Annotated in this window: 12 protein-coding genes; 7 read left to right on the forward strand and 5 right to left on the reverse strand. The window is 62.8% G+C overall.

All coding sequences use genetic code 11. The features are described from left to right. Window positions 1–38: 38 nt before the first annotated feature. Complete coding sequence (locus ABRA89_RS04915; RefSeq protein ID WP_349940341.1) at window positions 39–1,004, reverse strand: YihY/virulence factor BrkB family protein; 966 nt, start codon at window positions 1,002–1,004, stop codon at window positions 39–41. A gap of 284 nt (window positions 1,005–1,288) precedes the next feature. Here ABRA89_RS04915 and ABRA89_RS04920 point away from each other — a divergent pair, with 284 nt between their 5' ends. Further along, the gene (locus tag ABRA89_RS04920) at window positions 1,289–1,657 is read left to right on the forward strand and encodes a hypothetical protein (protein ID WP_349940342.1); all 369 of its coding nucleotides are present in this window, start codon (window positions 1,289–1,291) and stop codon (window positions 1,655–1,657) included. Here ABRA89_RS04920 and ABRA89_RS04925 read toward each other — a convergent pair. Then, window positions 1,654–2,436: an SIMPL domain-containing protein gene (locus tag ABRA89_RS04925; protein WP_349940343.1), complete on the reverse strand. Its 783-nt coding sequence runs from the start codon at window positions 2,434–2,436 to the stop codon at window positions 1,654–1,656. The genes ABRA89_RS04920 and ABRA89_RS04925 overlap by 4 nt on opposite strands. Window positions 2,437–2,627: 191 nt before the next feature. Here ABRA89_RS04925 and ABRA89_RS04930 point away from each other — a divergent pair, with 191 nt between their 5' ends. The 4 genes from ABRA89_RS04930 to ABRA89_RS04945 all read left to right on the forward strand — a co-directional run bounded on the left by ABRA89_RS04930 (window position 2,628) and on the right by ABRA89_RS04945 (window position 6,425). Continuing rightward, window positions 2,628–3,155 (forward strand): SixA phosphatase family protein, encoded by a 528-nt coding sequence (locus tag ABRA89_RS04930; protein ID WP_349940344.1) that lies wholly within the window; start codon window positions 2,628–2,630, stop codon window positions 3,153–3,155. A 94-nt stretch (window positions 3,156–3,249) separates the two neighbouring features. Further along, entirely contained in the window at window positions 3,250–4,707 is a 1,458-nt protein-coding gene (locus tag ABRA89_RS04935; RefSeq protein ID WP_349940345.1) for a YcjX family GTP-binding protein, read from the forward strand. Next, window positions 4,704–5,789: a YcjF family protein gene (locus ABRA89_RS04940; RefSeq protein WP_349940346.1), complete on the forward strand. Its 1,086-nt coding sequence runs from the start codon at window positions 4,704–4,706 to the stop codon at window positions 5,787–5,789. Before ABRA89_RS04935 ends, ABRA89_RS04940 begins: the two co-directional genes overlap by 4 nt. A 102-nt stretch (window positions 5,790–5,891) precedes the next feature. Further along, complete coding sequence (locus ABRA89_RS04945) at window positions 5,892–6,425, forward strand: hypothetical protein (protein ID WP_349940347.1); 534 nt, start codon at window positions 5,892–5,894, stop codon at window positions 6,423–6,425. Between the two features lie 127 nt (window positions 6,426–6,552). Here the strand turns inward: ABRA89_RS04945 and mutS are convergent, their stop codons facing one another. Next, window positions 6,553–9,246, reverse strand: a complete 2,694-nt coding sequence (gene mutS / locus ABRA89_RS04950; protein WP_349940348.1) for a DNA mismatch repair protein MutS — start codon at window positions 9,244–9,246, stop codon at window positions 6,553–6,555. Window positions 9,247–9,533: 287 nt separating this feature from the next. Between mutS and ABRA89_RS04955 the strand changes: the two genes are divergently transcribed. Next, complete coding sequence (locus tag ABRA89_RS04955) at window positions 9,534–9,812, forward strand: DUF1236 domain-containing protein (RefSeq protein WP_349940349.1); 279 nt, start codon at window positions 9,534–9,536, stop codon at window positions 9,810–9,812. Between the two features lie 58 nt (window positions 9,813–9,870). On the opposite strand, the gene ABRA89_RS04960 is transcribed toward ABRA89_RS04955, so the two are convergent. Then, window positions 9,871–10,392 carry a GNAT family N-acetyltransferase gene (locus ABRA89_RS04960; RefSeq protein WP_349940350.1) on the reverse strand — a complete coding sequence of 174 codons (522 nt, stop codon included), beginning with the start codon at window positions 10,390–10,392 and terminating at the stop codon, window positions 9,871–9,873. 365 nt (window positions 10,393–10,757) lie between these two features. Between ABRA89_RS04960 and ABRA89_RS04965 the strand changes: the two genes are divergently transcribed. After that, window positions 10,758–11,759 carry a glutathione S-transferase family protein gene (locus ABRA89_RS04965; protein ID WP_349940351.1) on the forward strand — a complete coding sequence of 334 codons (1,002 nt, stop codon included), beginning with the start codon at window positions 10,758–10,760 and terminating at the stop codon, window positions 11,757–11,759. A gap of 11 nt (window positions 11,760–11,770) precedes the next feature. Here the strand turns inward: ABRA89_RS04965 and ABRA89_RS04970 are convergent, their stop codons facing one another. Further along, the gene (locus ABRA89_RS04970) at window positions 11,771–12,232 is read right to left on the reverse strand and encodes an NUDIX domain-containing protein (protein WP_349940352.1); all 462 of its coding nucleotides are present in this window, start codon (window positions 12,230–12,232) and stop codon (window positions 11,771–11,773) included. Between the last annotated feature and the right edge of the window lie 8 nt (window positions 12,233–12,240).

Below are 12,240 nucleotides of genomic sequence, written 5' to 3' on the forward strand. Positions count from 1 at the left end.
CGGCGTTTTTGTTTTCTGCCATTCGTATGTCGGAAGGATCAGTCCTTGTTGCGAAGTGCCGCGATCTGGTCGGCGAGTTCGGCCCGGCGGTTTCCCGGTTCGCGCTCCTTGCCGACAGTCGTATCCTCGCCGGTCTGGTGTTCGAGCTGTGCGTTGAGCTCCGCGCCCGCCAAGAGAATGATCATCATGATCCAGGTCCACATGAGGAAGACGATGATCGAGGCCATCGAGCCATAGGTGGCGTCGAAGTTCTTCACGTTCGCCGCATAGAAGCTGAAGCCGATCGAGGCGATCACCCAGCCGAGAATGGTCAGCACCGCGCCCGGCGTCAGCCATTTGAAGGTGGGCGAGCGCCGGTCCGGCCCAAACCGGAAGAGGCCCGCGATCCAGGCCATCGCCAGAAGCGCCAGAAGAATAGGCGGAATAATCGCGACGAGGACTGTCACGCCGGCCGGAAGCGGCAGTAAGGACAGAATCGAAGGGATGACAACAAGCGTCGCGATCGCGAAAATCGCCAAAACGATGCTGGCGACCACGAACCCCATCGAGATCAGATTTTGCTTGATGAAGCCACGCTCGTCCTTTTCCTCGTAAGCGATGTTCGTGGCCTTGAAGAGAGCCTTCACGCCTTTGGTCGAGGAATAGATCGAGAGAAGCAGCGAGATCGCGAAGGCAATCGAAAGCGAGGATTCGGTCTGGCTCGTCAACCGCTCGAGCTGGGACTGGATGATGCCGAGCGCACCCGAGGGTACGATCCCTTCGAGGTTCGATATCTGCGACTGGATCGTCGCGGGATCGGCAAGGAGGCCGTAGATCGCAACAAGTGCGGTGATCGCCGGGAAGAGTGCAAGCAGGATGTAGAAGGTGATGCCGGCCGCAATGAGGGTCACGCTGTGGTCATCGAAGCGGTCCTTCACCCGCATGACCACGTCTTTCCAGCCCTGTTTGGGAATCTCCGCAGGTGACTTGGCGTAGCGACCCGCGCTGTTGTCCGTCGTGCTCATCGATTGGTCGGCCCGTGAAGTCGTGGGTTACAGCCTGCCGGAAAATGCCGACCGCAACTTGAAAAAGCGATTGACATAGCAAGTCTGGCAAACTGTTTGGGGTTCCCGCGAATGTGCCGCAACCTCGCCAGAATTCATCGAGCCGGCAAAGATGCGCGCGCCACTTCGGGGCGCCACGCAAGCTATCTATTATTCTGAATGCTCGGTGAATGGGCGTTTCCGGGTGAGTTCACGTCACGGCTGCGATCCTGGCCCCATACGAAGCCAATACCCAGGAGCCTCCCATGATCGCCAAGCTCATCCGCAACGCCTGTCTCGCCGCTGCCGTCTCGTTCGGGGTCATCGGCGCTTCCGCCGCTCCTGCCGCCGCCAATGGTATCGGCTTCGGCATCACAATCGGAAACGGCCATGTGCAGACCCATTATCGCGGTGGCCGAGGCTACCGTGGCCGACATGCGCATGGCCGCCGGGCGCGCGCCTGCAGCCCGCGCCGGGCCGTTCGCAAGGCCCGCCGCATCGGCGTTCACCGCGCTCGCGTCATTCGCGCCGGTCGTCGCGGTGTCGCCGTCGCCGGCCGTATGCGCGGCGACCGGGTCGTCGTGCGCTTCGGCAATCGTCCGAACTGCCCGGTTCGCCACATTCGCGGCCGTTAATTCGATCGGCCGATGGAAAACGTGATCTCGATCGAGGCGGAGCGGGTGATCTCGCCTGCCTCGATCGGCACACCGCCTCCGCCACTATCGGCAGCCATGCGCATCCGCATCATTTCCGGCTGGGGCCCCCGGTCGGCCGAAGGCTCGGAGATCGAAACGATCCGGTCGATCGAGACGCCTGCCGCCTCGGCATAGAATTCGGCCTTCGCCCGAGCGTCCTCGACCGCGCTGCGGCGCGCTTCGGACAGGAGCGCCTCATCCTCGGCAAGCGCGAAACTCACATCCCCGCCCTGATTGACGCCGAGATCGATCGCCTTGTCGAGATAAGCGCCCACATCTGCGATCTCGCGTACCGTGACCGACAGCGTATTGCGCGCCTCGTATCCAACGATCTCGTTCTGCTGTCCGCCACCCGGCAGGGACCGGTCGACCGAGCCATACTGGGGAAAGATCTGGATCGTCGCTGTCTGAAGATCGCGGTCCTCGGCGCCGAGTTCGCGCATGCCGGCGATCACTTCGCGCATCGCCGCGCTTGTCCCCTCGACGGCTGCCTTTGCCGTCTCGCCCTGACGCAGCACTGTGAAACCGAGCACGGCCTCGTCAGGCTTCGCGCTCGCCTCGCCATATCCGGTGACGGTGACGGTGCCCCGCGCCGGCGCCTCGGTTGCAGTCTCCTGAGCGAGAGCGGGTCGAGCCCCCATGAATGCCGGGCCTGAGAGAATGGCAGCAGCAGCCAAAAGGCTGAGACTGCTCCGCGTGATTTCGTTCCGTTTCGTCATTTCCATTCTCCTCGCATCGATTCTTCGTCTGCGCCGACTCGCACCGCTGATCGTCGGCGGAAGCTGCTCGGAAACCAAGACGTTTTCGGGGCACCGCCAGCACCGCCCGATCTATGCGGATATTGTCGGCGGCAACCATGAAGTGCCGAAGATGGATTGCCGTCGCGCGCGGTTCGGCTTATCCATTTCACATGGTATCGGTGCCGCTTCAATTGTTCGTCCTGAGACACGCCCACTCGTCATGGGCCTTGCCCGGTCAGCGGGACCACCAACGCGCGCTCGACGACCGGGGGCGCGAGGACGCCAAACGTCTTGCCGAGGCGATCGAGGCCGAGGGAATCGCCATCGATTGTGTCCAATGCTCCTCGGCGACCCGGGCCAAGGAAACCCTCGAAATCGTCGAGCCCGCGTTCAAGTCGATCGGCGAGACGATCATGTCGGACGATCTCTACGCCCTCGGACCGGAAGCCTATGTCGCGGCGATGTGCGCTGCCCTGGACGCGCGAAGCGTTCTGATCATCGGCCACAACCCGATGATCGAGGATTTCTGCCTTTCCCTCGTCGCAGAGGACAGCAAGGCCTGGTTCAAGCTTCGCGAGGGGCTGCCGACCTGCGGCTTCGTCGAATTTTCGGTGAATGACGGCGATGGCGGGTTCGAGACTCTGAAGAACGGCGGCGGCACCATGCAGCGCATTCTCCTGCCGCGTGAAATGGCCTGACTTCAAAAGCTCGTTTGCCAGCTCGTCGCAGCGCGGCACTGCCTGACCTATATGGAGGCTCGAACACAGGCTCTAGACAGCAGGCCCTCACTTCATGGCATCATTCGCCGACGAGGCTCGGATCGCGCTCGACAACCTCGCCGACAGAACCAACGACTTCTTCCACCCGACCGTCCGGCTCGGCGTCACGGGGCTTTCGCGAGCCGGCAAGACCGTCTTCATATCCGCGCTGGTGCACAACCTGTTGCACGGCGGGCGGCTGCCGTTGTTTTCCGCCTACGCTGAGGACCGGGTCGCGCGGACCTATCTGGAGGAGCAGCCGGATGATGCCGTGCCGCGCTTCCAGTATGAGGACCATATCGCCCGGCTGCTCGACGAGCGGGACTGGCCAAATTCGACGCGGGCCATTTCCGAACTGCGGCTGACGGTCGAATTCGAGTCCGCCTCTGGCTGGTCGCGCATGTTCTCGCGCGGCAAGCTGTCCATCGACATCGTTGATTATCCCGGCGAATGGCTTCTCGATTTGCCGCTGATCGACAAGAGCTTTGCGGAGTTTTCCCGTGAATCGATCGAGCGGGCGCGTCTTCCGGGTCGCCGCGAGATTGCCGGCGAATTTCTCGACATGCTCGAAAGCATCGATCCGAAGGCGCCGATGGACGATCCGACGGCTCAGCGCCTCAGCCGCGCCTTTTCGGGTTATCTGACCGCCGCACGCTCCGACAACACGGCGCTCTCGACCCTGCCGCCCGGTCGGTTTCTGATGCCGGGCGATCTCGAAGGCTCGCCAGCCCTCACCTTCGCTCCACTTCCGGTATCCAAAGGCGAACCGTTTCCAAAGGGCTCGCTCGGCGCGATCCTCGAAAAGCGCTACGAGGCCTACAAGTCGATCGTGGTCAAACCCTTCTTCCGCGATCACTTCGCCCGGCTCGACCGGCAAATTCTGCTGGTCGATGCTCTTCAGGCGATCAATGCCGGGCCGGAAGCGGTTCGCGATCTGGAGATCGCGCTCTCCGACATTCTGCGGTGTTTCCGGCCAGGCCGGTCGAGCTGGCTCGGCTCGCTACTCAGCCGCCGGATCGATCGCATCCTCGTCGCAGCGACCAAGGCGGACCATCTCCATCGCGAAAGCCACAAGCGGCTGGAGGCGATCGTGCGCCGGCTCGTCGAGGGCGCGGTCAAGCGCGCCGATTTTTCCGGCGCCGAGACCCAGGTGATCGCGATGGCCGCGATCCGCGCAACGCGCGAAGCGCGCATCGAGGACAATGGCGACGATCTGCCCGTTATTGTCGGCGTACCCCAGGCCGGCGAGACGATCGGTGACGAGACCTTCGACGGCAAGACAGAGACCGCCGTATTCCCCGGCGATCTGCCGAAGGACCCGACCTCGCTCTTCATGGACGCCGACGGGCATGCCGAGCGGGCCGATCCGATCCGCTTCGTGCGCTTCAGGCCGCCCAAGCTCGAACGCACCGAGGAAGGACTCACGCTCTCTCTCCCGCATATCCGTCTCGACCGGGCTCTGGAATTTCTGCTCGGAGATCGCCTGCGATGAACCGTAGCGAACCGCCAAGCCGTCGCCCTCAGGCCTTTCGCCTTCCGGAGGACGGCGACGAACCGCAGGCGCGCACGAAGGAAGAGGACCGACCGGGCCGAATGCCACGGGCGATCAACCGGATCGAGACGCTGGAATACGAGCCGGACGAGGCCATCGACGACGATCTGAAAGAGACCATGCCCCCGGTCGCGACACGAGCGCGCAAGACTTTTTCGTTCGGCAAGATCGCCGTTGGCGCCCTCGGCACGTTGATCTCCCTCGGCATCGGGCTCTGGATCGATTCCCTCGTCAGCGATCTCTTCGCCCGCTACGACTGGCTCGGCTGGACTGCCATCGCTGCGGCCGCAGTCTTCGTTCTCGCGATTCTCGGTATCGTCGTTCGCGAAACCCTTGGCCTGATGCGCCTGTCGGCCGTGGAGAAAGACCGCCGCGAGTCCCAGGCGGCCTTCCACGCCAATTCGCGCGAAGGCGCAGAGCAGGCGGTGGCACGTCTGTCCTCAATCGTCTCCGCCCGCCCGGAGACGCTGTCCGGCCGCACGAAGCTCGCAGACCTGAAGGACGAAGTGGTCGATGGCGCCGATCTGATCCGGATCGCCGAACGGGACATTCTCGGACCGCTGGACTCCCAGGCCGTCGCTTTGGTGCTCGCCACTTCGAAGCGCACGTCGGTGGTCACCGCCGTCAGCCCGAAGGCAATCGTCGATGTGGCCTATGTGCTGTTCGAAAGCGTGAAGCTGATCCGCCGTATGTCTGAGCTCTACGGCGCGCGTCCCGGAACGCTCGGCCTCATCCGCCTCACCCGCAATGTCGTCGCCCATCTCGCCGTCACCGGTTCGATCGCGATCGGGGACGATCTCGTCGGCCAGATGCTGGGTCATGGCATTGCCGCCAAGCTCTCGGCGCGGCTCGGCGAAGGCATCGTGAACGGGCTGCTGACGGCCCGGATCGGCCTTGCGGCAATGGATCTCTGCCGGCCATTTCCGTTCATGACGACAGAGCGTCCGAAGCTTCGGGATGTGCTTGGAGAGCTCACACGATTTGCCTCCCGGCAACAGTCGAATCGAAACAAAGAGAGCTGAAACGCTTTTAGAATTGTCGCTCTGGCAAGGCTCGGTTAACCATTCAAGCGGATAGTTAGCGCATCATAAAGAAGCGTTACTCGCAGCCCGGAAGGTTAGTCCATGTCGCGCCTGAAGACTCTCGGCCTCGCCACTCTCGTCGCCTTCGGCGCGCTTGCTTCCGGCCCGGCTGCCGCCAATGGCGACAAGCAGTTCTTCCGTCAGGTCGTCGGCAAGTGGACAGGACCAGGCGAGATCGTCGCCGGCAAATACAAGGGCACCAAGTTCAACTGCACCTTCGATGGTCTGGAGCACACCCAACGCGTCGGCATGGTCCTCGATGGCTCTTGCCGTGTCGGCCTCTTCGCTCAGCCCATGCGGGCCGAGGTCGTTCAGGCTGGCCGAGGCTATCGCGGCGCCTTCCAGGACGGCGCTAAGGGCAAGGGTCTCGACATCGTTTCGGGCGAGGTCCAGGGCAACAAGATGGTCGTCGGTCTCGACCGCGCCCAGCTGAAAGGCGCAATGGTCGCCCGTCTCGCCAGCCAGGATCAGATGGCGATCACCGTCTCGGTTCGCGTCGCCAACCAGCTGGTGCCTGTGATCGGCATGAACCTTAAGCGCTCCGGCGATCTTCGCCAGTCCCAGCTCGGTCGCTGATACTCCTCAACTGGCAAGTTCCAAGTCACCAAGATGGAAGCAGGTCGGGCCGAAAGGACCGGCCTTTTTTCTTGAGCGGCCTTTTAACAGCCGTCTCAACAATAGGGGCAGCTCCTCGCTGCAATCATCAGTCCTTCGCCGCGAGCGACTTCAGCTTGTAGAGCGCTTCCAGCGCTTCGCGTGGCGAGAGGACATCCGGGTCGATCTCCTTCAGTGCATCCGCGATCGGATCACCGGCGGCGTCCGCGGCCTCCTGTTCAGCGGCCCGTTTCACCGCCGCCGAGAACAGCGGCAGGTCATCCAGAAACGTACCGCGCTTTTCGCCCTGGTCCGTTCTCTCGAGTTCCGCCAGCACGGCCTTTGCCCGCGACACCACCGATTTCGGCAGGCCCGCCAGTTTGGCGACCTGAATGCCGTAGGAACGGTCCGCTGCCCCCGGCCCAACCTCGTGCAGGAAGACGACGTCGCCCTTCCATTCCTTCACCCGCATGGTGACGTTCGATAGCCGGGCGAGCCGCTCCGACAGCGCGGTCATCTCGTGGAAATGCGTGGCGAAGAGCGCGCGGCAGCGATTGACTTCGTGAAGGTGCTCGACAGCCGCGAACGCAATGGAGAGCCCGTCATAGGTGGCGGTCCCGCGCCCGATCTCATCGAGGATGACGAGCGCCCGCTCACCGGACTGATTGAGGATCGCGGCCGTCTCCACCATCTCGACCATGAAGGTCGAGCGGCCTTCAGCAAGCTCATCTGACGCGCCAACACGCGAGAACAGCCTGTCGACGATGCCGATATGCGCCGCACGCGCTGGCACATAGGAGCCGATCTGCGCAAGGATCGCGATCAGCGCGTTCTGGCGCAGAAAGGTCGACTTACCGCCCATGTTCGGGCCTGTGACGAGCCAGATCGCGCCCGCCTCAGAAGCAGCGCCCGGCGGTGAGAGATCGCAGTTGTTGGCAACGAAGCTCGGCCCCTGAGCGGCGGCCAGCGCAGCTTCGACGACGGGATGACGTCCCCCATCGATATCGAAAGCGAGGCTGCCGTCCACCCTCGGGCGAACCCAGTCTTCGGATACCGCCAGTTCGGCAAGGCTCGCCGCGACGTCGATTGCCCCGAGGGCGGCGGAGGCCCTTTGCAGCCGGTCGGCTTCGGCGACGACGGCGTTGCGCAGCTGGTCGAAGGTTTCGAGCTCGATGCGAAGTGCATCCGCGCCGGCATTGACGATCCGCTCCTGCAGTTCGGCAAGCTCGGTGGTCGTAAAGCGCATGGCGGAGGCCAGCGTCTGGCGATGGATGAAATGGTCGGACGAGTCGCCCGCCATCAGCGCCTTGCCGTTCGCCTCGTTCACCTCGATGAAAAAGCCGAGCACGTTGTTGTGCTTGATCTTCAGGCTCCGAATCCCGGTTTCCTCGGCGAGGCGCCCCTGAAGCTCCGCCACGAAACGCCGGGCGTCTTCCCGCAGCGTGCGGGCCTCGTCGAGTTCGGGTAGTGCCCCTGACCGCACGAAGCCGCCATCCCGCTTCAGAAGCGGTGCCTCGTCGCCGAGAAGCTCCTCGAGCACTGCACGCAGATCGGCCGGCAGGGCGGCGAGCTCGGCGCGGCAGTGGGCCATTTCCAGTGGCAACTCGTCTTGCAGGGCATCCGCGATCGCCGCCGCGCCCCGCAGGCCCGCCCGAATGCCCAGGAGATCGCGTGGGCCTCCCCGATCGAGCGCGAGCCGGGACAGCGCCCGCTCCATATCCGGCAACCGAGCAAGGCTCGCGCGAGTATCCGAGCGCAGGCTGGCATCTTCGATAAAATGGCCGATCGAAGCCTGCCGCATGGCTATCTCGCCGACATCGGTCAGCGGGCTCGAAAGCCGGCTCGCGAGAAGCCGCCCGCCGACACCGCTTTTCGTGCGGTCGAGGACGCCGAGAAGGCTGCCCTGCCGCTTGCCCTGCACCGAGCGCGTGAGTTCGAGCGAGGCACGCGTCGCCGGGTCGATCTCCATCACCGCGCCGGCGAGGCGCCGCTGCGGGCGCCTCAGCGCCGGACGTGCGTCGAGCTGCGTCTTACCGAGATAGGCTATCAGTCCGGCCGCCGCCGAAAGCTCGGCTCGGCTGAAATCGCCGAAACCGTCGAGGGTCGAGACACCGAAGAAGGTCGCGATCCGGTTCGGCGCCGTCGCAACATCGAAGAGGGATCGCGGCTCGGGCCGCGCTCGCTTGCCGAAACGGCGAAAAAGGCCGGAAAGGCGCTGGTCCGCGTAGAGATCGTCGGGCACCACCAGTTCCGACGGGTCGATCGCCGCGATATCGGCCTCAAGCCGATTCTCGCCGGTTTCGCCAAGCCGGAAATCGCCGGTCGAAAGATCGGTCCAGGCAAGCGCGTATTCGCCGCCTTTCGCTTTCCCGCCGAGCCGGGCGACGGTCATCAGGTGATTGCCCTGCCCCGGCTCGAGCAGGGTTTCCTCGGTGATCGTGCCAGGCGTCACCAGCCGGACGACATCGCGCCGGACCACCGACTTCGAGCCGCGCTTCTTCGCCTCCGCCGGGTCTTCCAGCTGCTCGCAGATCGCCACGCGATGGCCGAGGGAAATCAGCTTCTGGAGATAGTCGTCTGCCGCATGGATCGGCACGCCACACATAGGGATATCGTCGCCGAGATGCTTGCCGCGCTTGGTGAGCGTGATGCCGAGCGCGCGCGAGGCTTCCTCCGCATCATCGAAGAACAGCTCGTAAAAGTCGCCCATCCGATAGAACAGGAGGCAATCGGAGTTGGCCGCCTTGATCTCGATATATTGCGCCATCATCGGCGTCGGGGCGGTCTCGGGCGCGGCTGACATCTTCGCTCGATCGGACGGCTGTTGCGGGGCGGCAAGAACGGCTCGTGCCTTGGAGGGGTTTCTAAAGACGCCGCCCTCGGCGCGAAAGAGCGTCCCGGTCTCTATCAACGGTTTTGCGCGAACGATCTCTTGAACCGCGTAGCTCGAGGGATTGCGACTTGTTTGCAACGGTCGGGAAACAACGCGTCCGGCTCGGCGAAAGGCTCAACGAATCTACACAATGATGCGTTCGAATACCTATATCATGGACAGAGTTTGTTACGCTCAAACGCATGCAGGAGACTGAAATGTCACGGTTCGGTATCGCATTGGCAGCTGCCCTCGCCGCGAGCCTCGGCTTCATGCCCGCAAGCGCGTTTTCACAAGGCAATGTCGTCCAATTTGCGGCCAGCAATCCGGTCGCGAACGCTTCGTTGCAGAATCCGCCGTCGCTCGGCGCTTCGGTGCCTTCATCGGTGAACCTGCAGAAGATCGAAGGCCACTCGAATTTCGGCTACTTCTACTACAATGGTCAGCCGATCATCGTTGACCTGAGGACCCGCGCCATCGTCAAGATCGGCGTCTGACGAGAACCTTTCGCGACCTCACGCGCGCCGGACGGAAACGCCCGGCGCTTTTTCGTGTCTAAAGTTCAAGCATCAAAACACGTGACGGATCGGCGGGGCGCGGCATTACAACCCGGCCCGGCTCGATCGCGCGGTAGCCGAGCAGCGCATAATAGGGCGCGTCTCCGACGAGATAGATCGCGCGATATCCCTCGTCTTTCGCCCGCTTTGCCGCATGGCGCATAAGTGCCTTGCCGATGCCTCGTCCTTTCAGATGCGGTCGCACTGCGAGCGGGCCGAGCATGAGGGCACGCTCGGGCGCCGGGGGAAAATCCGTCATCCGAACGGACCCTGCTATCGCCTCTCCGTCGGTTGCGACGAAACAGAGCGATGAAACGATCGGATAGAGCTCGCGCACCCGCTCCGCTGCACGCACGTATCGGCCCGGGCCGAAGGCATCCTCGGCTATTGCTTCGATTGTCTCGCCATCAGCAGGCATTTCGAGCCGATAGATGATGCTCGACAGATCGAGGGCCGGCAATGGACCGGTTACGCCATGTGCGGAGACGGCGTTCGCTGCTGTGTTTGCGAAGGAAGACATACTCGGAACAATCGGCAAAGACGGGCGCGGTGCTGACCGCAATAGGCGCTTGGCTCCTAGTTTTTGCAGAAACCACGCGCAACGAAGGGCGCTATGAGCGCAGATCCCTGCTTCGTCGCTGCCGTCTGTCCGTCATCTTGCTTCCGCTCTCTCTCAATCACGCGCCCATAGAACCAAGAGCACGCGACTGTAAGACACTTACCAGCGCCCGGGCGGGTCGTCCACAATCACTGCTTTATTCGCGTTACGCTGCGTTCACCCGGATGGTTTGTGCGTTCGCCTCTGGAACACGTCCCCGTGCGGTAAGGTTCACCTCTACGGAACGGGCTGAGACTCAGTCCGACACGCAACCAAAGGAGATGACGATGGGCCTTCTCGTCGACGGCCAGTGGCAGGACAAATGGTATGACACGGACTCGACGGGCGGAAAGTTCAAGCGCCCGACGACCGACTTTCGCGGCTGGATTACTCCCGACGGAACGCCGGGGCCGGACGGTCAGGAAGCGCAGGAGGCCGAGGCTGACCGCTATCATCTCTACGTTTCACTCGCCTGCCCTTGGGCACACCGCATCCTGATCACCCGAAAGCTGAAAGGGCTCGAAGACGTCATCTCGCTCTCCATCGTCGATTACCACATGGGCGAGAAAGGGTGGGAGTTCTCGGAACGAGATGGAGCGATACCGGACAGCGTGAATGGCAAGTACAAGCTCTACGAGGTCTATCTCGAAGCCGATCCCAATTACACGGGCCGCGTCACCGTGCCGGTTCTCTGGGACAAGAAGCGCGGGACGATCGTGAACAACGAGTCCGCCGACCTGATCCGTATTCTGAACACGGGATTTTCCGAATTTGCCGACAATTCGGTCGACCTCACGCCAGCGGCATTTCTTTCCGAAATCGATGCGATCAACGACACCGTCTACCACAACGTCAACAACGGCGTTTACAAGGCGGGCTTCGCGACGAAGCAGGACGCATATGAAGAGGCATTCGACAAGCTCTTCGAAACACTCGAAATGCTGGAACGCAGGCTTTCGGGCCAGCGCTATCTCGCCGGCTCTAACTATCCGAGCGAAGCGGACTGGCGGCTTTTCACGACTCTGATCCGCTTCGATGCGGTTTATCACGGCCACTTCAAGTGCAACGCCAAGCAGATCGCGGACTACCCGAACCTCTTCGGTTTCATGCTCGAACTCTACCAGTGGCCGGGTATCGCGGAGACGGTGAACTTCGACCACATCAAGGGTCACTATTACACCAGCCACGATACGATCAATCCGACGCGGATCGTTCCGAAAGGCCCGCAGCAGGACCTCACCGTGCCGCATAATCGCGACCGGCTTGTTCCAGCCGACGCAGCGGCCTGATCGCCGGACGCTCACCAATAGGGATCGGGCGGCGCGCTGTTGCAAAGTTCTTCGACGCGCCGCCGGGTGGCATCGGTCACATCGTCAGGAAGATCGTCGATGGCGAAAAAGCCGGAATCAGCGATCTCCTTATCGGGCGCCTTCGGTTCGCGCTGGATAACTGCCTCGGCGCGGTAGACGATGACATGATCGCGGCGCGAATCTGCATTGTTGAAGTGGACGGACATCAGCCGCAGGCCGAGCGGCACTTCGATATTACCTTCTTCACCGAGTTCACGAACAGCCGCCTGCTCGACCGTTTCTCCGGAATCGACACCTCCGCCGGGCAAATACCAGCCCGGCACATAGGTGTGACGCACGAGAAAAAGCCGTCCCTCTTCATCGAAGGCCGCAACGCGGACGCCGAGTGTCATCGGCCGGGTCGCGAGAAAACCGAGATGCAGGATACGGCGAACAATTTTCTGGACGGGCACTGGGTTTC

Origin of the sequence: Fulvimarina thalattae, assembly GCF_040239565.1 — a bacterium.
Lineage (GTDB): Bacteria > Pseudomonadota > Alphaproteobacteria > Rhizobiales > Rhizobiaceae > Fulvimarina.